This window comes from Klebsiella sp. JB_Kp042 (genome assembly GCF_040065275.1).
Taxonomy (GTDB): Bacteria; Pseudomonadota; Gammaproteobacteria; order Enterobacterales; family Enterobacteriaceae; genus Klebsiella; species Klebsiella quasipneumoniae.
The window spans coordinates 68,938-89,774 of sequence record NZ_JBEAJL010000116.1 but is presented as its reverse complement, the minus strand read 5'-3'; the positions used below and the strand labels follow the sequence as shown (position 1 = coordinate 89,774).

The 20,837-nt window shown below is 61.8% G+C and carries 26 protein-coding genes; 7 read left to right on the top strand and 19 right to left on the bottom strand.

The features are described 5' to 3' along the window. Positions 1–49 precede the first annotated feature (49 nt). Together ABLV54_RS25345 and hpt are read left to right on the top strand one after the other, a co-directional pair. The gene (locus tag ABLV54_RS25345) at positions 50–169 is read left to right on the top strand and encodes a hypothetical protein (RefSeq protein ID WP_032426021.1); all 120 of its coding nucleotides are present in this window, start codon (positions 50–52) and stop codon (positions 167–169) included. Between the two features lie 4 nt (positions 170–173). Then, positions 174–710, top strand: a complete 537-nt coding sequence (gene hpt / locus ABLV54_RS25340; RefSeq protein ID WP_023292006.1) for a hypoxanthine phosphoribosyltransferase — start codon at positions 174–176, stop codon at positions 708–710. A gap of 48 nt (positions 711–758) precedes the next feature. Here hpt and can read toward each other — a convergent pair whose 3' ends face one another. After that, positions 759–1,421: a carbonate dehydratase gene (gene can / locus ABLV54_RS25335; protein ID WP_004204385.1), complete on the bottom strand. Its 663-nt coding sequence runs from the start codon at positions 1,419–1,421 to the stop codon at positions 759–761. Between the two features lie 178 nt (positions 1,422–1,599). Here can and ABLV54_RS25330 point away from each other — a divergent pair, with 178 nt between their 5' ends. From ABLV54_RS25330 to ABLV54_RS25315, 4 genes are all read left to right on the top strand, one after another. After that, on the top strand, positions 1,600–2,526 hold the full coding sequence (locus tag ABLV54_RS25330) for an ABC transporter ATP-binding protein (RefSeq protein ID WP_004204387.1): 927 nt from the start codon (positions 1,600–1,602) through the stop codon (positions 2,524–2,526). After that, entirely contained in the window at positions 2,523–3,293 is a 771-nt protein-coding gene (locus tag ABLV54_RS25325) for an ABC transporter permease (protein ID WP_004204389.1), read from the top strand. Before ABLV54_RS25330 ends, ABLV54_RS25325 begins: the two co-directional genes overlap by 4 nt. Before the next feature lie 122 nt (positions 3,294–3,415). Then, positions 3,416–3,856 carry a PTS sugar transporter subunit IIA gene (locus ABLV54_RS25320; protein ID WP_023292007.1) on the top strand — a complete coding sequence of 147 codons (441 nt, stop codon included), beginning with the start codon at positions 3,416–3,418 and terminating at the stop codon, positions 3,854–3,856. Between the two features lie 58 nt (positions 3,857–3,914). Next, on the top strand, positions 3,915–5,168 hold the full coding sequence (locus ABLV54_RS25315; RefSeq protein WP_023292008.1) for a polysaccharide deacetylase family protein: 1,254 nt from the start codon (positions 3,915–3,917) through the stop codon (positions 5,166–5,168). A gap of 36 nt (positions 5,169–5,204) precedes the next feature. Here the strand turns inward: ABLV54_RS25315 and panD are convergent, their stop codons facing one another. From panD to thpR, 9 genes are all read right to left on the bottom strand, one after another. Next, positions 5,205–5,585: an aspartate 1-decarboxylase gene (panD, locus tag ABLV54_RS25310; RefSeq protein WP_004204397.1), complete on the bottom strand. Its 381-nt coding sequence runs from the start codon at positions 5,583–5,585 to the stop codon at positions 5,205–5,207. A gap of 93 nt (positions 5,586–5,678) precedes the next feature. Next, on the bottom strand, positions 5,679–6,533 hold the full coding sequence (panC, locus tag ABLV54_RS25305) for a pantoate--beta-alanine ligase (RefSeq protein ID WP_050533875.1): 855 nt from the start codon (positions 6,531–6,533) through the stop codon (positions 5,679–5,681). Positions 6,534–6,544: 11 nt separating this feature from the next. Further along, positions 6,545–7,336, bottom strand: coding sequence for a 3-methyl-2-oxobutanoate hydroxymethyltransferase (panB, locus tag ABLV54_RS25300; protein ID WP_023292010.1), 792 nt, complete (start codon positions 7,334–7,336; stop codon positions 6,545–6,547). A 119-nt stretch (positions 7,337–7,455) separates the two neighbouring features. Next, positions 7,456–7,935: a 2-amino-4-hydroxy-6-hydroxymethyldihydropteridine diphosphokinase gene (folK, locus tag ABLV54_RS25295; RefSeq protein ID WP_050533874.1), complete on the bottom strand. Its 480-nt coding sequence runs from the start codon at positions 7,933–7,935 to the stop codon at positions 7,456–7,458. Beyond that, positions 7,932–9,326, bottom strand: coding sequence for a polynucleotide adenylyltransferase PcnB (gene pcnB / locus ABLV54_RS25290; RefSeq protein WP_071787251.1), 1,395 nt, complete (start codon positions 9,324–9,326; stop codon positions 7,932–7,934). The genes folK and pcnB overlap by 4 nt, the downstream gene beginning before the upstream one ends. A gap of 62 nt (positions 9,327–9,388) precedes the next feature. Further along, on the bottom strand, positions 9,389–10,270 hold the full coding sequence (gluQRS, locus tag ABLV54_RS25285; protein ID WP_004204403.1) for a tRNA glutamyl-Q(34) synthetase GluQRS: 882 nt from the start codon (positions 10,268–10,270) through the stop codon (positions 9,389–9,391). 59 nt (positions 10,271–10,329) lie between these two features. Beyond that, positions 10,330–10,785, bottom strand: coding sequence for an RNA polymerase-binding protein DksA (gene dksA, locus ABLV54_RS25280; RefSeq protein WP_002888845.1), 456 nt, complete (start codon positions 10,783–10,785; stop codon positions 10,330–10,332). 162 nt (positions 10,786–10,947) lie between these two features. After that, positions 10,948–11,664 carry a DNA/RNA nuclease SfsA gene (gene sfsA / locus ABLV54_RS25275; protein ID WP_004204404.1) on the bottom strand — a complete coding sequence of 239 codons (717 nt, stop codon included), beginning with the start codon at positions 11,662–11,664 and terminating at the stop codon, positions 10,948–10,950. Beyond that, positions 11,664–12,200, bottom strand: a complete 537-nt coding sequence (thpR, locus tag ABLV54_RS25270) for an RNA 2',3'-cyclic phosphodiesterase (protein ID WP_004204405.1) — start codon at positions 12,198–12,200, stop codon at positions 11,664–11,666. Before thpR ends, sfsA begins: the two co-directional genes overlap by 1 nt. 72 nt (positions 12,201–12,272) lie before the next feature. Here thpR and hrpB point away from each other — a divergent pair, with 72 nt between their 5' ends. Beyond that, a complete protein-coding gene (gene hrpB / locus ABLV54_RS25265; RefSeq protein WP_032455567.1) occupies positions 12,273–14,702 on the top strand; it encodes an ATP-dependent helicase HrpB in 2,430 nt (809 codons plus the stop codon). A gap of 47 nt (positions 14,703–14,749) precedes the next feature. Here hrpB and ABLV54_RS25260 read toward each other — a convergent pair whose 3' ends face one another. The 9 genes from ABLV54_RS25260 to gspG are packed head-to-tail and all read right to left on the bottom strand — an operon-like array spanning position 14,750 to position 20,819. Then, positions 14,750–15,550: an A24 family peptidase gene (locus ABLV54_RS25260; RefSeq protein ID WP_043521992.1), complete on the bottom strand. Its 801-nt coding sequence runs from the start codon at positions 15,548–15,550 to the stop codon at positions 14,750–14,752. A gap of 14 nt (positions 15,551–15,564) precedes the next feature. Continuing rightward, positions 15,565–16,293: a type II secretion system protein N gene (locus ABLV54_RS25255; RefSeq protein WP_050533873.1), complete on the bottom strand. Its 729-nt coding sequence runs from the start codon at positions 16,291–16,293 to the stop codon at positions 15,565–15,567. Further along, on the bottom strand, positions 16,283–16,768 hold the full coding sequence (locus ABLV54_RS25250) for a type II secretion system protein M (RefSeq protein WP_049116594.1): 486 nt from the start codon (positions 16,766–16,768) through the stop codon (positions 16,283–16,285). Before ABLV54_RS25250 ends, ABLV54_RS25255 begins: the two co-directional genes overlap by 11 nt. Then, complete coding sequence (gene gspL, locus ABLV54_RS25245) at positions 16,761–17,957, bottom strand: type II secretion system protein GspL (RefSeq protein WP_050533872.1); 1,197 nt, start codon at positions 17,955–17,957, stop codon at positions 16,761–16,763. The genes ABLV54_RS25250 and gspL overlap by 8 nt, the downstream gene beginning before the upstream one ends. Beyond that, positions 17,950–18,930, bottom strand: coding sequence for a type II secretion system minor pseudopilin GspK (gene gspK / locus ABLV54_RS25240; protein WP_077258883.1), 981 nt, complete (start codon positions 18,928–18,930; stop codon positions 17,950–17,952). The genes gspL and gspK overlap by 8 nt, the downstream gene beginning before the upstream one ends. Further along, on the bottom strand, positions 18,927–19,523 hold the full coding sequence (gene gspJ / locus ABLV54_RS25235; RefSeq protein WP_032455570.1) for a type II secretion system minor pseudopilin GspJ: 597 nt from the start codon (positions 19,521–19,523) through the stop codon (positions 18,927–18,929). Before gspJ ends, gspK begins: the two co-directional genes overlap by 4 nt. After that, the gene (gene gspI / locus ABLV54_RS25230; protein WP_004204415.1) at positions 19,520–19,885 is read right to left on the bottom strand and encodes a type II secretion system minor pseudopilin GspI; all 366 of its coding nucleotides are present in this window, start codon (positions 19,883–19,885) and stop codon (positions 19,520–19,522) included. Before gspI ends, gspJ begins: the two co-directional genes overlap by 4 nt. Continuing rightward, on the bottom strand, positions 19,882–20,397 hold the full coding sequence (gene gspH, locus ABLV54_RS25225) for a type II secretion system minor pseudopilin GspH (protein WP_004204416.1): 516 nt from the start codon (positions 20,395–20,397) through the stop codon (positions 19,882–19,884). The genes gspI and gspH overlap by 4 nt, the downstream gene beginning before the upstream one ends. Then, positions 20,397–20,819, bottom strand: a complete 423-nt coding sequence (gene gspG / locus ABLV54_RS25220) for a type II secretion system major pseudopilin GspG (RefSeq protein WP_004204417.1) — start codon at positions 20,817–20,819, stop codon at positions 20,397–20,399. The genes gspH and gspG overlap by 1 nt, the downstream gene beginning before the upstream one ends. Positions 20,820–20,837: the final 18 nt, after the last annotated feature.

Here is a 20,837-nt window from a genome sequence, read left to right as displayed (position 1 = left end):
TAACTGCAATTAATTATAGGATTTAACAAGTGTGATCGGAATCACAAATATGGCTTTATTAATCCCTGCACCGCAGATTTCTTTTTGCTGGTATACTGGATGGCTTGCCGGTCATCGTCGGGGCGAAAGCAGCGGCTTTGATGATTTATATTTAGAATCAAATGGTTAGTCTTATGAAACATACTGTAGAAGTGATGATCCCGGAATCCGAGATCAAAGCGCGCATCGCGGAACTGGGTCGTCAAATCAACGAACATTATCAGAACAGCGGCAGCGAAATGGTGCTGGTGGGGCTGCTGCGCGGCTCGTTTATGTTCATGGCCGACCTGTGCCGTGAAGTGCAGGTGCCGCATGAAGTCGATTTTATGACCGCCTCGAGCTACGGCAGCGGCATGTCCACCACCCGTGATGTGAAAATCCTCAAAGATCTGGACGAAGACATCCGTGGTAAAGACGTTCTGATCGTGGAAGATATCATCGACTCCGGCAATACCCTGTCTAAAGTGCGTGAGATCCTCAGCTTGCGCGAGCCGAAGTCGCTGGCCATTTGTACGCTGCTGGATAAACCAAGCCGCCGTGAAGTGAATGTCCCGGTTGAGTTCGTCGGTTTCGCCATTCCGGACGAGTTCGTGGTGGGCTACGGTATCGACTACGCTCAGCGCTACCGCCATCTGCCGTATATCGGCAAAGTCACCCTGCTGGACGAGTAAGGGGATATCCCACTCTGGCGCGCGCGCCAGAGTGGCTAAGTCTGAAGGCTATTTGTGGTTGATGTGCTTGATCTTGAGGTTGGAGATCCCGTGGCGATAGCGCTGTTCAAGGGTTTCCCGGCTCACGGCGGTCACATCCAGATCGCGCAGCAGTCCGTCGTGAATGCCATATGCCCAGCCGTGGATGGTCACCTTCTGTCCGCGCTTCCACGCCGATTGCATAATCGTCGAATGTCCCAGGTTGTACACCTGTTCCATTACGTTCAGTTCACAAAGGGTATCCAGCCGGCGCTCCTCCGGCATTTCCCCCAGCAGCGAGCTGTGTTTAAACCAGATATCGCGGATATGCAGCAGCCAGTTGTCGATGAGCCCCAGCTCCGGGTTCTCCACCGCCGCCTGTACGCCGCCGCAGCCGTAGTGGCCGCAGATAATAATGTGCTCGACTTCGAGAACATCGACGGCATACTGCACCACCGACAGGCAGTTGAGGTCGGTGTGGATCACCAGATTCGCCACGTTACGATGCACAAACAGTTCGCCTGGCTCCAGGCCGGTGAGTCGCTCAGCGGGAACGCGGCTGTCAGAACAGCCAATCCACAGGAAGCGCGGTTTCTGCGTTTGCGACAGTTTCTCAAAAAAGCCGGGGTCCTCTTCCACCAGCATTTTTGACCATAGTGCATTGTTGCTGATGAGTGTATCTATATCATTCATGGACGTTATCGGCCTGTAACCAAGTAAGTGCGTTGCGCTAATATAGGGTAAGCTCACCTTTTTTAAAACCATCTTAACCCGTGATACTTCCGGCTGCAGATGCGCTGGCCGCGCCACTACAGCGCAAACGTCAGTCAGGCGGGTTAATGACGTGTCATGACACGAGAAGAGATATTTAATGACCATTGCTCTGGAATTAAAACAGCTCAAAAAAACCTACCCCGGCGGGGTTCAGGCGCTGCGGGGAATTGACCTGCAGGTTGAAGCGGGGGATTTCTATGCCCTGCTGGGCCCGAACGGGGCGGGAAAATCCACGACGATCGGCATCATCAGCTCGCTGGTGAACAAAACCTCCGGTCAGGTCAATGTCTTTGGCTACGATCTGGAGAAAGACGTCGTCAACGCCAAGCGCCAGCTTGGCCTGGTGCCGCAGGAGTTTAACTTTAACCCGTTCGAGACCGTGCAGCAGATTGTCGTTAACCAGGCGGGCTACTACGGCGTTGAGCGTAAAGAAGCCATCGCCCGCAGCGAAAAGTACTTAAAACAGCTCGATCTGTGGGAAAAACGTAGCGAACGCGCGCGGATGCTCTCCGGCGGGATGAAGCGCCGCCTGATGATCGCTCGCGCGTTGATGCATGAGCCGAAGCTGCTGATCCTCGACGAGCCGACCGCCGGCGTCGATATCGAACTACGCCGCTCGATGTGGGGCTTCCTCAAGGATCTCAACGATCGCGGAACCACCATTATTCTGACCACCCACTATCTGGAAGAGGCCGAAATGCTGTGCCGCAACATCGGCATCATCCAGCACGGTACGCTGGTGGAAAACACCTCGATGAAAGCGCTGCTGTCGAAGCTGAAATCAGAGACCTTTATTCTCGACCTCGCGCCAAAAAGCCCGGTGCCGAAGCTCGAGGGCTACCAGTATCAGCTGGTCGATACCTCGACGCTGGAAGTGGAGGTCCTGCGCGAGCAGGGGATTAACAGCGTCTTTGCGCAGCTGAGCGCCCAGGGGGTGCAGGTACTGAGTATGCGTAACAAAGCCAACCGTCTGGAAGAGCTGTTTGTCACCCTGGTGCATGAGCGAAAAGGAGAGTCAGCATGATGCAGCTTTATTGGGTCGCGCTGAAAAGCATCTGGACCAAAGAGATCCACCGTTTTATGCGCATCTGGGTGCAGACGCTGGTGCCGCCGGTGATCACCATGACCCTGTACTTCGTGATTTTCGGTAACCTGATCGGGTCGCGCATCGGCGAGATGCATGGCTTTACCTACATGCAGTTTATCGTGCCGGGCCTGATCATGATGGCGGTGATCACCAACGCTTACGCCAACGTCGCCTCGTCGTTCTTCAGCGCCAAGTTTCAGCGCAACATTGAGGAGCTGCTGGTGGCGCCGGTGCCGACGCACGTGATTATCGCCGGCTACGTGGGCGGCGGGGTGGCGCGCGGGCTGTGCGTGGGTATCCTGGTGACCGCGGTGTCGCTGTTCTTTGTGCCGTTCCAGGTTCACTCCTGGCTGTTTGTCGCCCTGACGCTGCTCCTCACCGCGGTGCTGTTCTCGCTGGCCGGACTGCTGAACGCGGTGTTTGCCAAGACCTTCGATGACATCAGCCTGATCCCGACCTTTGTGTTGACGCCGCTGACCTATCTCGGCGGGGTGTTCTACTCGCTGACCCTGCTGCCGCCGTTCTGGCAGGGGCTGTCGCATCTGAACCCCATCGTCTACATGATCAGCGGCTTCCGCTTCGGCTTCCTCGGTATCAACGATGTGCCGCTGGTGACCACCTTTGCGGTGCTGGTGGTCTTCATCGTCGCCTTCTATCTTCTCTGCTGGTCGTTAATCCAGCGCGGTCGCGGCCTGCGTAGCTGATACTCATCACGGTTAGCGCTTCCGGACGCCAATACGCGAAGCGCTAACCGCTTATCTTTGACCCCCATCACCGATACGCCATCTTCCCCTTGCTACATTGTTGGCTGGCTAAGGAGGGAAGCATGCTTGGTTGGGTCATTACCTGCCACGATGAGCTGGCGCAGGAGATGCTGGATCGTCTTGAACAAAAATTTGGTCCGCTGGCCCAGTGCCGGGCGGTCAATTACTGGCGCAATCTCAGCAGCAATATGTTGAGCCGGATGATGTGCGATGCGCTGCATGCCACCGACTCCGGAGACGGGGTCATTTTCCTAACCGACAGAACCGGCGCGGCGCCTTATCGGGCCGCGGCGCTGATGAGTCACAAACATACCCACTGCGAAGTGATCTCCGGCGTCAGCTATTCATTACTTGAGCGAATGTATCTGCTGCGGGACACGTTAAGCAGCGAGGCGTTTCGCCAGGCTATCGTCAGCGCGGGCGGGCCGATGGTGAGCAGCCTGTGGCATCAGCAGCAGAAGAACCCCCCGTTCCGGTTGCGTCATGATACCTTTGGAAATTAAGCAGCGGGACAGATGCCGCTTTTGTTACAATAACCGCCGTTGATGGTTTACCGGTTCGATGCGCATGCTTGTCCGATTTTTTACTCTGCTTCTTTTACTGACCTCACTCAGCGCCTCCGCCAGTCTGCTTAGTCAGCAGGGCAAACCTGTGCGCTATATGCAAACCACCGAAGACGCGGTGATCTGGGCGCAGGTGGGGAACCATGTGGTCAGCGTGGGCAATGTGCGTGCCGGGCAGATCCTCGCGGTTGTCCCGACGGCGGCTGATTACTATGAGTTTCGCTTCGGCTTCGGCACCGGGTTTATTGACAAGGGCCATCTGGAGCCAGTGCAGGGGAAGCAGCGGGTGGAGGACCGTCTGGGGGATCTCAATAAGCCGCTGAGTAACCAGAATTTACTCACCTGGAAAGATACACCGCTCTATGACGCTCCCTCAGTGAGCAGCGCGCCGTTCGGCACGCTGGCCAATAATCTGCGCTATCCGATCCTCAGCAAGCTGAAAGACCGCCTCAATCAGACCTGGTTTCAGATCCGCATTGGCGATCGGCTGGCGTGGGTCAGCAGTCTGGATGCGCAGGAGGATAACGGGATCCCCGTGCTGACCTATCACCATATTCTGCGTGACGAAGAGAACACCCGTTTCCGCCATACCTCGACCACCACCTCGGTACGCGCCTTCAATAACCAGATGACCTGGCTGCGGGATCAGGGGTATACCACGCTGACCCTGTATCAGCTGGAAGGCTACGTGCGCAATAAAATTAACCTTCCGGCGCGGGCAGTCGCCATTACCTTCGATGACGGTTTGAAATCGGTAAACCGCTACGCCTATCCGGTGTTGAAACAGTATGGCTTCCACGCCACCGCCTTTATTATCTCTTCGCGCATCAAGCGTCATCCGCAGCAATGGGATCCGAAATCGCTGCAGTTCATGAGCATTTCTGAGCTCAGGCAGATCCAGGATGTCTTTGACATTCAGTCGCATACCCACTTCCTGCACCGGGTGGACGCCGGCCGGCGGCCAATCTTATTCAGCCGCAATTACCATAATATTCTGTTTGATTTTGCCCGTTCGCGCCGGGCGCTGAGCCAGTTTAATCCACATGTGCTCTACCTTTCCTATCCCTTCGGCGGCTATAACGCCACGGCGGTGCAGGCGGCGAATGACGCCGGGTTTCATATGGCGGTGACGACAGTGCGTGGGAAGGTGAAGCCGGGGGACAATCCGTTTCTGCTAAAGCGGTTATATATCTTACGCACGGATTCGCTGGAGACGATGTCGCGGCTGATCAGTAACCAGCCGCAGGGGTAAACTTCGGCGCTGCGCCTGAGCGCAGCGTCGTGGTCATCAGGCGACCTGCACCGGAATCGCTTTCGCCTGGCGCTTCATTTCGTTGTCGCCTTCGAAGTAGGCGATGTTGGGCTGCCAGCGGCGCGCCTCTTCGTCAGACATGGTGACGAAGCTGGCGATGATCAGGATATCGCCGACGCTGGCGCAGTGCGCGGCGGCGCCGTTAACGGAGATGATTCTGGAACCCCGCTCGGCGGCAATGGCGTAGGTGGAGAAACGGTTACCGTTGGTGACGTTCCAGAGGTGAATGGTTTCATTCTCCAGAATACCGGCCGCATCCAGGAAATCCTGGTCAATGGCGCAGGAACCTTCATAGTGCAGGTCAGCCTGCGTCACTTTTACGCGGTGGAGCTTGCCCTGCAGCATATTACGCATCATAACTTCTACCCTTCAACCTTAATGTAGCAGAGCGGACACGACGTCCGCCCTGAGAAAAGCCCGGGCAAGTATTGCCCGATTTTTACCCGCTGTCTACTGACCGAGCGTGACGATCTGGTTGTCGATCAGGCGGGCCTGACCGAGCCAGGCGGCCATCAGGATCACCGCGCGCTGGCTGGTGTCGGTCAGCTCAAGCAGGGTGTCGGCATCGCGGATCTGAATGTCGTCGGCACGGAAACCTTTCTCGTTCAGTTCCTGCTCGGCGATAGCGATGATCTCGTCGAGCTGACGGTCGCCGGCGGCCAGTTTTTCCGCCACCGCGCTCAGCACTTTATACAGACCGGGGGCGATTTTGCGCTGGTCGGCGGTCAGATAGCCGTTACGCGAGCTCAGCGCCAGGCCATCCTTCGCGCGGACGATCGGCACGCCGATAATATCGATATCGTAGCCCATGTCGGCAACCATCTTGCGGATCAGCGCCAGCTGCTGGAAGTCTTTCTCGCCAAAGCAGGCGACGTCTGGCTGAACCAGGTTGAACAGCTTACTGACGATGGTCGACACGCCGCGAAAATGGCCCGGACGGCTGGCGCCTTCCAGCATAGTGGACAGGCCGGGGACGTCGACGTAGGTCTGGCCTTCGGTGCCCTGCGGGTAGACTTCCGCCGGCGTCGGCGCGAAGACAAAGTCGACATGACGCTTGTTCAGCTTTTCGCAATCATCCTGCAGGGTGCGCGGGTAGCGCGCCAGGTCATCGGCGCGGTCAAACTGCATCGGATTGACGAAAATACTGACCACCACCACGTCCGCGCTGGCTTTGGCTTCATCAACCAGCTTCATATGACCATCATGCAGGTTGCCCATCGTCGGGACCAGCGCGATACGCTTGCCTTCCTGACGCAGACGGCGGATATGCTGACGCAGCAGCAGCACGGATTCTATAATCAGCACAACAAGACTCCTTAATGGAAACTGTGTTCTTCGCCCGGATAGACCCCGGATTCGACTTCGGCAATATACTGCCGCACCGCGGCGCGGATGTCGCCCGCCTCGGCAAGGAAATTCTTGGCAAATTTCGGAATGTGGCCGCCGGTAATGCCGAAAGCGTCATGCATCACCAGGATCTGCCCATCGGTGACGTTGCCCGCGCCGATGCCGATCACCGGAATGGTCAGGGCTTCGGTGATGCGTTTCGCCAGGGCGACCGGGACGCACTCCAGCACCAGCAGCTGCGCGCCTGCCGCTTCCAGCGCTAACGCGTCTTCAAACAGGGTTTGCGCCGCATCGCCGCGGCCCTGCACTTTATAGCCACCGAATACGTTCACCGACTGCGGCGTCAGGCCGAGGTGGCCGCAAACCGGCACCGCGCGTTCCGCCAGCATCCTCACGGTCTCGGCCAGCCAGGCGCCGCCTTCGAGTTTGACCATATTGGCGCCGGCGCGCATCACGATGGCGGCATTTTCGAAGGTCTGCTCCGGCGTGGCGTAGGCCATAAACGGCAGGTCGGCGAGCAGCAGGCTGTTCGGCGCGCCGCGGCGGACGGCGCGGGTGTGATAGGCGATATCTTCCACGGTGACCGGCAGGGTGGAGTCGTGACCCTGCACCGTCATTCCCAGCGAGTCGCCCACCAGCAGCACATTAATGCCTTCATCGGCGAACAGCTTCGCGAAGCTATGGTCGTAGGCGGTAATGGTGGCAAAGCGCTTCTTTTCCTGTTTGCATTTCTGCAGCAGGGCAATGGTGGTCGGTTTCATAACATTTCCTGATGATGAAAGTCATATTAACCGGCATTCTAACAGCAGCATTTAGAGGGGCAATGATTTTGGGCAACCGATTACGACGATCGCCGTAAATGCTAAAAAAGGAGAGGGAATTACCAGATAGCGGGTTTTGTCGCGCCGAGATCATCCAGTACGGTACGCAGCGCAGGGCCGTCAGGAAAGCGGAGGTCCGGGGCGATCTCGAACAGCGGCCAGAGCATAAAGCCGCGGTTTTTCATATCGTAGTGCGGAACGGTCAGACGCTCGCTGTTAATGACCGCATCGCCAAACAGCATGATATCGAGATCGAGGGTGCGCGGCCCCCAGCGTTCGGCTTTGCGTTCCCGACCCTGCTGCAGCTCAATGCGCTGGGTGTGATCGAGCAGCGCCTCGGGGGCCAGCGTGGTTTCCAGCGCGACGGCGGCGTTGAGATAGTCCGGCTGATCCTGCGGGCCCAGCGGCGGCGTGCGGTAGAACGAAGAGACGTTCACCACGCGGCTGTAAGGTATTTCGCCCAGGGCGCGGATAGCCGCCTGCACCTGCGCCAGTGGCGAAGCGAGGTTACTACCGAGGGCGATATAGACCAGGGTCATGCGTTACCCTGGCGCGGCGCGCGCTTGCGCGGACGGCGGTGGCGACGGCGCGGCGCCGGATCGTCCCCGAGGTCGTTGAGCATATCTTTTTGCGCCGGCGGCGCGGCGACCTGGAATTCGCCCCACCATTTGGTCAGACGCTGCAGTTCGCCGTTGTTTTCAGCGCCGGCGCGTAGCTCCAGCAGATCGTAGGCGGCGCGGAATTTCGGATGCTCCATCAGCTTCCAGGCGCGTTTGCCCTGGCGACGGGACATGCGCAGCTGCAGCTGCCAGATATCGCGGATCAGGGTGGTGATGCGCTTAGGGATCGCCAGCGTACGGCAGGCTTCGTCCAGTACGTCGTTCATCGCCAGCGCGAAGGCGTCATAGTACGCCAGACCGCTCTCCTGAGCGATTTTTTGCGCCGTTTCCAGCAGCGGATACCAGAACATTACCGAGAAGAGGAAGGCCGGATTGACGCGCATGTCGTTATGAATGCGGGTGTCGGTGTTCTTCAGCACCTGGTTGATGATCCGCTCCATCGGGCTATCGCCGCGCTCGGTAAAGTAGCGGGTGATGGTCGGGAACAGCGGCTGGAACAGGTTGTATTCCCGCAGCAGCAGGTAGGTCTGATAGCCATGCCCGGCCTGCAGCAGCTTGAGCACTTCTTCGAACAGGCGCGCCGGCGGCACGTCGTGGAGCAGGGCGGCCAGCCGCGGCAGCGGTTCGGCCGTTTCCGGGCTGATGGTCATATCCAGCTTGGCGGCGAAGCGCACCGCGCGCAGCATGCGTACCGGATCCTCGCGATAGCGGGTTTCCGGATTGCCGATCAGGCGGATCACGCCGTCCTGCAGATCCTTCATGCCGCCGACGTAGTCGCGCACGGTAAAGTCCGCCACGCTGTAATAGAGGCTGTTTATGGTGAAGTCGCGACGCTGGGCGTCCTCTTCGATCGAGCCGAAGATGTTATCGCGCAGCAGCATGCCGTTCTGGCCCCGCTGGGAGGTGACGCGATCGGTAGTGTGTCCTTCGTGATGGCCACGGAAGGTAGCGACCTCAATGATTTCCGGCCCGAACATCACGTGCGCGAGGCGGAAACGGCGCCCGACCAGACGGCAGTTGCGGAACAGCTTACGCACCTGATCCGGCGTGGCGTTGGTCGTGACGTCAAAATCTTTTGGCTTTTTGCCAAGCAGCAGGTCGCGGACGCCGCCGCCAACCAGCCAGGACTCGTAGCCCGCCTTGTTGAGGCGGTACATGACCTTGAGGGCGTTTTCACTGATATCTTTGCGGGAAATAGCATGCTGCTCACGCGGGATCACCGTCATAGGCGTTGGTTCGACGGCGGCTTCTGCCTCGCGCTCCTCACGGCTTAGCACCTTACGGCAAAAATTAGCGACTCGGGTAAAAATGGTGCACCTCGTAGTGTCAGACGGACTTCAGATCAATTGTACAGTGTAAAAATAGCGGCTAATCATAGCTCAGCGGGAGCCATTTGAGAATGCTCGATTTTCGCCGGCTGCCAGTTGGCGACGGCCTGGGCGAGTAAATCATCGATGCTCAGGGCCTGCCACTCCCCGGCGATCTCCTGATTCAGAAAGCGGAGCGCCCGGACGATTTCGGGGCGCGGATCGCCTTCCGGCAGCGCCGGCGCGTGGTTTTGTTTAGAGAGCTTATTGCCGTCGGCATTGAGGGCCAGCGGCAGATGGAGGTAGTCCGGTGCCTGCCAGCCAAAATGCTGATACAGCGAAATCTGCCGCACCGTCGGCTCAATCAGATCGGCGCCGCGGACGATCTCGGTGATCCCCTGAAAGTGGTCATCGACCACCACCGCCAGGTTGTAGGCAAACAGTCCGTCGCGACGGTGGATAATAAAATCTTCTCGCGCCAGCGGCTCGTTGGCGACCAGCGTGCCGCGCAGGCGGTCGGTGAACTGCAGAACCGGACGGGTCTGGCGCAGACGCAGCGCGGCGTTTTCCGCCCCCAGCCCAAGGTCGCGGCAGTGACCATCATAGATCCCGCCTACGGCGTGGATCCGCGCGCGGGTGCAGGTGCAGTAGTAGCTCAGCCCTTGCTCGCTCAGCCAGGCCAGCGCCTCGCGGTAGGCTTCGTGCCGTTGCGACTGCCAGAGCACCTCGCCGTCCCAGTGCAGACCGTAGTGGTCGAGCTGGCGCAGGATGGTGTCGGCGGCCCCGGGGACTTCGCGCGGCGGGTCGATATCTTCAATACGAACGCGCCAGATACCCTGGTTCGCGCGGGCCTGCAGGTAGCTGCCGAGCGCGGCGATCAGAGAGCCGAAGTGGAGTTCGCCGGAGGGGGAGGGAGCAAAGCGCCCTATATAGCGTGAGTCAGTCATGGTACGGACAACAGAACCAGGCGGGAGAGACTCCCGCCAGAGAGTGAGGCAGCAGGGGATTAGCCCGCCATCTGTTTTTCGCGAATTTCCGCCAGGGTTTTGCAGTCAATGCACAGATCCGCTGTCGGACGCGCTTCCAGACGGCGAATGCCGATCTCCACGCCGCAGGATTCGCAGTAGCCGAAGTCTTCGTCTTCAACTTTTTTCAGCGTTTTCTCGATCTTTTTGATCAGTTTACGTTCGCGGTCGCGGTTACGCAGCTCCAGGCTGAACTCTTCTTCCTGGGCGGCACGGTCTACCGGGTCCGGGAAGTTAGCAGCTTCATCCTGCATGTGCGATACGGTGCGATCCACTTCATCCCTGAGTTGATTACGCCATGCTTCAAGAATACGCTTGAAGTGCGCCAGCTGGGCTTCGTTCATATACTCTTCGCCCGGTTTCTCTTGGTACGGCTCCACCCCAGCGATGGCGAGAATACTCAGGGACGATGTTTTACGGTTTTGCCCTTCTTGCATGTTGCTTCTCCTTAACACGCACTATCGATCCCCATGTGGGGGAAAATCAGGCCGCTATAAATAGCAGATGCTTTTCCGGATAGCAATTATCTAAACGTTACACTTGACAACCCTGTGAAGAAAAGCGTATTCGCGCTTGCGACCCGAACACTATTTAGCCACTTATTTACCGGGGTTTAACACCACGGCGATCGGCTTATTCAGAGTCATCCTCGTCGTAGAAAGTTCCGCTTTCCAGGCGAGAATTTCCACCCCCTTGTCGCGGGCTTCTGTTAACAGCTGTGCGTATCTGGCATCAATATGATGCGCGGGAGAGAAACGGTCAATTGCCGAATGCAGGACGGCAAATAAAATCACCGCGCGGTCGCCATTTGCCGCGACGGCCATCAGCTCCCGCAGGTGCTTCTGTCCGCGCATAGTCACCGCATCAGGAAAATAACCGTATTCTTTCTCCGCCAACGTAACCGATTTCACTTCAATATAGCAGTTTTGGCGATCATCTGCCTGTAACATAATATCGATACGGCTATTCTCAGCGCCATATTTCACTTCGCTTTTCAGCTGGTTATAGCCTGAAAGTTCAGGGATTATTCCGGCGGAAATTGCTTCTTTCGCCAGCGTATTCGCGCGCAGCGTGTTGACGCAAATAACGGCACCCTGCTGCGTTTCAGTTAATTCCCAGGTATGGGCATATTTGCGCTTCGCATTGTCAGAAGTGGAATACCAGACGGTGTCGCCCGGGACGGCGCAGCCGGTCATGGCACCGGTATTTGGGCAGTGGAGCGTCAATTCGCGGCCATCGGGGGTCACCACGTCGGCAAGAAAACGTTTGTAACGTTTAAGCAAAATGGCGGGTTGCAACGGCGGATCAAACTGCATCAATTTTCCTTATCAAACGGATAATGTTCCAGCGCCGTGTAGCGCGTGCGCCCGCGGCTAAAGCTGGATTCATAGAGCACGAACTCGTTCACCGGAAACGTCCAGCGAAAGCCGGGCGGCGGGATCGGCACCGCCTGACGGGCATCGCGCCACAGGGTAATGTGCGGATGAAACGGCTGCGGACTCTGATAGCAGCCGCTGCGCGCCGCCTGAGCGCGCAGCATACTGGCAAGCTGCAGCAGGCCGCGCGGTGGCTGACGGGTCCCAAGCCAGACCACCCGCGAACGCAGCCACTGTCCGGCATCGTCCAGCGTCAGGGTAAAGCCCGGCTGCTGGAGGCGGCCGGCGAGGGCAGACAGCGCCCGCTGTTTTTCCGCGCTCACCTCGCCGAGAAACGCCAGCGTCAGATGAAGGTTATCCGCCGCGACGGGCCTGCCGGCATCCTCAGGGAAGTGCGTTGCCCGCCACTGGACAATCTGTTTGCGGACGGCAGGCGGCAGTTCAATCGCAAAAAACAGCCTTTTCGGCTCAGACATGATAGAGACTCGGTAATGAATTAGGGGGATGCTACAATGCGAGCCCCTGAATGTTAACCCCCGGAGCCTTTTGTGTCCTCATTGCCGGTTGCCGCCGTCCTCCCAGAACTGTTATCCGCCCTGCAGCATGCGCCGCAGGTTTTGCTCAACGCGCCGACCGGCGCCGGGAAGTCGACCTGGCTGCCGCTGCAGATCCTCGCTGAGGGTAACATCGCGGGACGCATTATCCTGCTGGAGCCGAGGCGTCTGGCGGCGCGCAATGTCGCGCAGCGGCTGGCTGAACTGCTCGGCGAAAAGCCAGGGGAGACCGTGGGTTACCGCATGCGTGCCGAAACCTGCGTCGGGCCACAGACCCGCCTGGAGGTGGTCACGGAGGGGATCCTGACGCGCATGATCCAGCGCGATCCCGAGCTGACGGGCGTGGGGCTGGTGATCCTCGATGAGTTTCACGAGCGCAGCCTGCAGGCGGATCTGGCGCTGGCCCTGCTGCTTGATGTCCAGCAGGGGTTACGTGACGATCTCAAACTGCTCATCATGTCGGCGACCCTTGATAACGATCGCCTGCAGCGTCTGCTGCCTGAGGCGCCGGTGGTGGTCTCGGAGGGGCGCGCTTATCCGGTGGAGCGTCGCTTCAGCCCGCTCTCCGCGCACCAGCGTTTTGATGAGGCGGTGGCGATAGCGGCGGCGGAGCTCCTGCGGCATGAACAGGGATCGATGCTGCTGTTTCTGCCCGGCGTCGGCGAGATCCAGCGCGTTCAGGAACAGCTGACGGAGCGCGTGGCGGAGGATGTCATCCTCTGCCCGCTGTATGGCGCTTTGCCCCTAAGCGAGCAGCGCAAAGCGATCCTCCCGGCGCCGGCCGGGAAGCGCAAAGTGGTGCTGGCCACCAACATTGCTGAGACCAGTTTAACCATCGAGGGCATCCGCCTGGTGGTCGACACCGCCCAGGAGCGTGTTGCCCGCTTTGACCCGCGCACCGGCCTGACCCGGCTGGTGACGCAGCGCATCAGCCAGGCATCGATGACCCAGCGCGCCGGACGCGCCGGTCGTCTCTCCCCGGGGATCTGCCTGCATTTGCTCGGCAAAGAACAGGCCGAACGAGCGGCGGCGCAGAGCGAACCGGAGATCCTGCACAGCGATCTGTCGGCGCTGTTGCTGGAGCTGCTGCAGTGGGGTTGCCACGATCCGGCCTCGCTGGCCTGGCTGGATCAGCCGCCGGCGGTGAACCTGGCTGCCGCGCGCCGCCTGCTGGAGGCGCTCTCGGCGCTGGACGGCGAGCGGCTGTCGGCGTTTGGCCGCAAAATGGCCACCCTCGGCAACGAGCCCCGGCTGGCGGCGATGCTGGCCGCTGCGCAGACCGATGACGAGGTGGCGACGGCGGCCAGGCTGGCGGCGATCCTTGAGGAGCCGCCGCGCGGCGGGCTGGTGGATTTGGGCGCCGTCTTTTCCCGTCAGCAGGCCAACTGGCAGCAGCGCGCGCAGCAGCTGATGAAGCGTCTGGCCTGCCGCAGCGGCCAGCCCGACGCGGGACGAATGGCTGCGCTCCTGGCGTCGGCCTTCGCCGACCGCATCGCCCGCCGCCGCGGTCAGGAGGGACGCTATCAGCTGGCGAACGGTATGGGCGCGATGCTGGACGCCGACGACGCGCTGGGCCGCCATGAGTGGCTGATCGCTCCGCTGCTGCTGCAGGGCAGCGCCTCACCGGATGCCCGCATGCTGCTGGCTCTGCCGGTGGATATCGGCGAGCTGATCGCCGCCCGTCCCGAGCTGGCGCAGCGTTCCGACACGGTGGAGTGGGATGAAGCGCAGGGGACGCTGAAAGCCTGGCGGCGGACGGTGACGGGCCAGCTGGTGATTAAGACCCAGCCGCTGGCGAAGCCCTCTGAGGCGGAGCTGCATCAGGCGATGCTCAACGGGATTCGTGAGAAAGGCCTCGGTGTGCTCAACTGGACGCCAGAGGCCGAGCAGCTGCGGCTGCGGCTGCAGTGTGCGGCGCAATGGCTGCCGGAAGAGGCGTGGCCCGCGGTGGATGACGCTTCGCTGCTGGCCTCGCTGGAGGCATGGCTGCTGCCGCAGATGAACGGCGTTCACTCGCTGCGGGCGCTGAAGGCGCTGGATCTGCGGCAGGCGCTCCAGGACTGGCTGCCGTGGCCGCTGCGCCAGAAGCTGGATCGCGAGCTGCCGACGCACTATACCGTGCCGACCGGCAGCCGTCTGGCGATCCGTTACCATGCGGAGAACCCGCCGGCGCTGGCGGTGCGTATGCAGGAGATGTTCGGCGAGGCCACGACGCCGGTTATCGCCGAGGGGCGAGTGCCGCTGGTGCTGGAGCTGCTGTCGCCCGCTCAGCGTCCGCTGCAGATCACTCGCGATCTCAGCGCCTTCTGGCAGGGGAGCTACCGTGAGGTGCAGAAAGAGATGAAGGGACGCTATCCGAAACACGTCTGGCCGGACGATCCGGCCAACGCCGCTCCGACCCGACGCAGCAAAAAATATTCGTAGCCCCAGGCGCCGGGCGGCATTCTGCCCGGCCAGTCGAACCACTCACGCTAGACCATCTGCTGCCAGAGAAAAACGCCCCCTCCCGCCAGCGCCAGCCAGGGGCCGAAGGCCAGCGGCTGCTGCAGCGACTGCCGGGTCCACAGGCGCTGCAGCAGGGTCCACGTCAGCCCGCTGGCTGAGGCGAACAACAGCACCTGCGGCAGAGCCTGCCAGCCGCACCAGGCGCCCAGCGCCGCCAGCAGCTTAAAATCGCCATAGCCCAGAGCCTCTTTGCCGGTCAGCAGGCGGAACAGCCAATAGACCGACCACAGCGCCAGATAACCAGCCATCGCCCCGGCGACCGCGTCCGGCAGCGCAATGTACACCTCGTTAAGATTGAACAGCAGTCCGGCCCACAGCAGGGGCAGGGTCAGGCGGTCGGGCAGCAGCTGGGTCCGGGCATCAATCCGCGCCAGTATCAGCAGAAAGGAGAGCAGCACCAGGCCGCCCGCCAGCGCCAGTCCCGGTGCGAGCAGCGCCCCGGCGAGGATAAACAGCAGGCCGGTGGTCAGCTCGGTCAGCGGATAGCTCCACGAGATGCGCGCCTGACAGCAGCGGGCGCGACGGCCTAGCCAGAGGAAGCTGACCAGCGGGATATTGTCCCGCCAGGCTATCGGCTGGCGACACTGCGGACAAGATGAGCCCGGCGTGCTGAGGGTTAGCGGCTCGTCGTCCGCGGTCTGGGCCAGCATGCGCGGCAGACGGTAGATCACCACGTTGTAAAAGCTGCCCAGCGCCAGGCCGAACAGCAGCAGAAAGCCATACCAGATAAGAGGGAAATGCAGCGATAATGCGGCTAATGTCGTCATTTTTGCTCCTTTAATCACCATTTTCCCTGCAGCTGCCACGGCGTCGGGCCCGGGTCGTTTTTGGCCATCGGGCGGGTGACCAGCAGCGCCAGCAGGGGCGGTATCCCCTGCCGGGGCTGTAGCGTACCGTGAAACAGATAGCGGCCATCGGGCGACAGGGTTCCCTGGCCGCTGAGGCTCAGCTGATGAGAATCCTGGCGGATGGCCAGCGCCACGGCGCCGGTCGCCGTACAGCTTAAGGTGCCACTGACCTGGGCTAACTCCAGGCTACCGACCGGAGAGTGCAGCCTGGCCTGACGCCACTGCGCGCGTCCGGCGGTGATTTGCCGACAGCGCCCCTCGCTGAAGTGCGCTTCGGCCAGGCTGAAAGTAACCTCTCCCTCGGCGCTGACGGGCATGGTCGGCGTTAGCCAGCGACCGAGCAGGCTGGCGGGGGCGGTGAGCCGTCCCTCCTGCAGGCGCAGATCGCGGATGCCCCACAGCCGGGCCTGACCCTCCACGCCGCGGGGATCGCTGAGCGCGATCTGCCAGCCAGCCAGGGTGAGTGACCACGTCAGCCGCTCAAGCCGTTCGCCGCTCCAGGAGACTGACTGCGCCGCGCCGCGCCAGATGCTGCCGCTGAGGTTGGCCACCTGTACCTCGGGCGGCAGCATCGGGACTAACAGACGCGCCGGGGCGGTGGCGGTCAACCACAGCAGATAGAGCGCCAGCAGTAGCCCAACCGCGAACCCGTTAGCTTTCATCGTCGCGCTCCAGCAGCAGATGGTTGACCATGACCCAGCCCGGCCGCGACGGCTGTGCGGTTACGGATAGCGAGACCGCGTTGACGCCGCGCATCGCCGGGGCGTCCAGCCAGTCCATCAGCGCCTGAAAGGCGCAGGGCTGAAGGGTGACCTGAAGACGTTTTCCCTGCGGCTGCAGACGAACGACTTCCAGCCCGTGGCTCGCCGCCTCGCGCATCACCAGCGCGGTGAGCGCCTCTTTTGCCGCCGGCGCGGGCTGCTGGCTGAGCTGCTGCAGGCGCGGACCCTGCTGCGTCATCCAGCGCAGGCTGGCCTGTTCTTTCACCAGGATTTGCCGCCACTGCGCCTCGCGGGCTCGCCAGGGCTGCCACAGCCCGTACCAGAGGGCGCACACCACCAGCAGCCCCGCGAGTCCGAGCAGCAGGCGCTGCTCCGACGGCGTGCGCTGCCGCCACCAGATAAACAGATTAGCCATCGTTTTCCTCCAGCGTCAGTTGTCCTTCAATGCCATCCGGTTTCGTGGTCATGTCGCCTGGCCGGACGCGAAACCGCGGCTGCGCCCGCTGGGTGAACTGCTCCAGCGCCCGGGAAGAGGCCGCGGCGATATCCAGTTGCAGACGGTTGGCCGCGGCATCCCAGCTCAGCGCCCGCAGGCGGATCCCCGGCGTGTCGCTGATGATGTTCTGCAACGCGCTGAGGCGGTCGACGAGGGGGGCATGCTGCGCCTGACGGGCGAGGGTTTGCAGATGCTGCTGCATCTGCAGTCGCGGGTTAATCACCTTTTTCTCCGTAGGAAACCAGCGATGATAGTAGGCCCGGCTGGCCTGCTGGGCCGCCTCGGCCTGGCGCGCCAGATCGCGATGATCCAGAACGCTATTCACCGCCGCCAGCAGCGCCAGGGCCAGCGCGGCATACCGAGCCGGACGCCAGCTCCCCTGCGCAGGCTGCCGACGGCGGATGGCAAACTCTCCCTGCAGCAGACTGAGCTTCTGCGCCGCCGGATGATTTGCGGCGAGGGAGAGCAGCGTCTGCGCAGGCTGCGCGCGCCACGCTCCCGGCGCCGCGGGCGGCGGCGAATAGCTGTCGATGACGTGCTCTTCCGCCTCGCCCTGCAGCAGCTCCGCCAGCCAGGAACTTTCTGCCGCCATGCCGCTCCATGGCTGGTGGCGGATCAGCCACTGCTCGTCCACCTGCACCGCGCTCCACGCCGGCGGTTGCCAGGGCAGGGCGAGCACATCGGGCGTCAACGCCAGGGGCCGTAGGGAGAGCGACTCGCAGCGCGCCATCCAGTCGCGCATTTTTTGCCGCTGCACGGCGACGATCTCGCACTGGGCCTGCTGGCGGTGGAGCAGGGCAAAATGGGTGGCTTCCACATCGTCGGCCAGCTGCTCTTCCAACAGGAACGGGGCCACCTGCAGCGGCGGTTTACGCAGGCCCGCCGGCAGGCTGAGGGGGTGAAACGCGCAGTCGCTGGCCGGGATCAGCACCCAGGCTGGATAATGCGCCGCCAGCGCCGGGAAAGGGCTGGCGTCGTCAGCCGGCCACCGGCCGCGGGCTTCGTGATGCGGATCGCCGGGGGCGAAGAGTTGCCAGTGCAGCGGCGCCTGCCCGGGGGCGAAGCGCACGATCAGCATGGCCTGGGGGGAAGCGTTAAACTTATTCATCAACCACCATAGAAAGTCCGTATCGCCGCTGGACGACGGTAAAGGCGCGCCCCTCCTGTTGCAGGACGCTGTGCAGCTGAAAGCGAAGGTTGCCGGTCACCACGGTGAAGGCGGCGATAAAGCGTGTGCTGCGCACCGTCAGCCAGGGGCGGGCGAGCGTGGTATCGGTTTTCTGCAGCGTAGGCTGCGCGAGAAAGGCGGCGACGCTGCTCCATCCGGTTCGCGGGCGGTTGTGCAACAGCTGTTGCGCCTCCTGCAGCGTCAGATCGCCGGGAAAGAGGGCCACCAGCAGGGCGGCCTGTGAGGGCCGCAGGGTGTTGACATTGACCTGCAGCGCGTCAGCCGGCTGGACGCAGACGAAGGGGAGCAGGCGCTGATAGAGCGCGGTGTCCATACCGGCCAGCAGGCGCAGCTCGCTGACGTCCTGCATCGGCTGGTTGGCGGCGAGATAGCCCGGGGTTTGCGCCATATAAACCTCGTCCTCCGCCCCGTTCAGTCGCGGCTGGCCGTCGCTGTCCGTCCAGTCGCCGAGGGCGGCGGCGATCTGGCTGGCGCGCAGCGGCGACTCGCCGAGCAGCGCCAGCAGCCGGACGAAGACGTCGGTCAGGTAGGGCGTTTCGCCGCTGGTCTCATCCGCGCGATGGTTGATGGCATTGAGGTTAAAGCAGGCGTGCCCGTCGCGGATCGTGGCGAGGATTTCGCCATCGTCGAGGGTAAAGCGGCGTCCCTCCTGCGCCCAGGTTTGCGCCAGGTTCGTTTGACTGGGCGAGTCCAGCGCGTCGCGTTGCAGCAGCGCGGCGGCCATGTTTTCCGCCGCCAGGGCGTACCATCTGGCCTGCAGATTATCGAGGGTCACGGCGGTGTGTTGATACATGACCGAGGTGCGTTCGGTCATGGCGCTGGCGAGGATCATCATCAGGGCGAGGATGAACAGCACCATCAGGAGCGCGACGCCGCGTTGCCGATTTTTCACTGGCCGCCCCCCGGGGTAAGTAAAAACAGGCGGGTTATCTCCCCGCTGTTCGCCAGGGTCAGGGTGATCTCCAGCCCCTGCGGCAGCTTCTGCGAGCGGTCCCAGGTCTCCTGCCAGCGGCCGTCGGCATAAAACCGCAGGCGAAACGCCGTCACCCCGCGCAGCAGCACCCGGACCGTCGGCTGGCTGCCGGTCAGCGGATCCTGCTGATCGAAGCTCAGCCGTTCAAGCTGCTGCTGGCGCAGGCGGTAGCTGACGTTCTGGATCTCCGAGCGCGGGAGGATCCCCAGCGGATTCGGCCAGCCGCTGCGGCTGAAGGCCAGCCCCCAGTCATCGCTCTGCAACTGAAAACGTCCGGCAAAGAAAAGCGTGTCGCTGTTTCTGGCGCGACGGGGAATGATGTGCGTGACATCGTCGGCTATCTGGCGAAAAGCGCGCTGGAGGGCGGCGATCTGCTGGCTCTTCTCACGGGTGAGGCCATCGGCGCGGATGACGTTCTGCAGCACCATCACGGCGGCGGCGCTGAGGACGGCGAGGATAGCCAACGCCAGCAGCGTTTCAATCAGGGTGAAACCGCGCATTTTCGTTATCATGGCGGCGTCACCCAGGTGCGCAGAGTCGCCAGCGGCGCGGGATCGCTTTTTTGCCGCCGGACCTCCACGTCCAGCGCCCGCAGCTGCGGCAGCGCGGTTTCCACCCCCTGCCAGCGGACGAACCAGCGCGTCCCGGCGGCCTCCACGGTGGTTTCAGACCAGCTGAGGGCAGGCCAGCGTTTCTCCAGCCGCAGCTGCACCAGCTGATTATCCGCCAGCCAGCTGGCGAGGATTTTCTCTTCCATACGCCCGAGCTGCCGCGTCTGCTGCAGGGTGGATTGCATCACCGCCAGGCCGGCGAGGGCGAAAATCACCAGCGCGACCATCACTTCGATAAGCGTCATTCCGCTCTCGCGTTTCATGGCTGCTCCCGCGCCGCCAGCGGCTGACTGTCGCCCTGGGCGTCGATGTTGATGCCCGTCGCGGCGTCAATCCGCAGCTGAAACGGGGTGACTTCGCCGCCGGGAAAGATGATCACGTCGGGCTGCTCGCCCGGCGTCCACGCCTGGCCGTTGGGAAAGCGCAGCGTCAGCCTGGCACGCGGGAGGGTTTCCGCCGTGGTGGCGCGCCCGGCCTGCAGCGGCAGCCACTGCGCGTTGCCCCAGCGGTCGTCAGCCGCCGCCGGGGCGCCTTCGTCGGCAGGCTGCAGGCGCATAAACTGCCAGCGGTCAGGGTGGATAACGATCCCGAAGAGCTGGCCGGTTTGCTGCCCGCGCTCGCGGACAAAATCCAGCTGCGCCTGAAAGCGCGCCAGGATCTGCGTGGCCTCCTGGGTGCGGGCGGAGGGAAACGCCAGCAGCACCATGCTGGCGCTGACGCCGATCAGCAGCAGGACCAGCATCATTTCCAGGAGGGTGAAACCGCGCTGAGACACTATTTCTTCCCGAGGGTCCAGTTGCCGATGTCGTCATTGGTGTCGGGCATCCCGTCCGGGCCGACGCTGAAGACGTCGATGGCACCATGCTGACCGGGGCTTAACAGCTGATACTCATTTCCCCATGGGTCCTGCGGCAGGCGGCGGATATAGCCGCCTTCCGGGTAGTTGCGGGCATGCGGCTCGACGGCCGGGGCGGTCACCAGCGCCTGCAGACCCTGTTCGGTATTCGGGTAGCGGCTGTTGTCCAGCTTATACATGTCCAGCGCCCCCTCGAGCGCCACCAGATCGCTGACCACCTTCTGGCGGTCCGCTTTCTCCTTGTTGCCCATCAGGTTAGGTACCACCAGGCTGGCGAGGATACCGAGAATGACGATCACCACCATAATTTCCAGTAACGTGAAGCCGCGTTGCCGTTGCATAGTTTTCTCCATTAATAC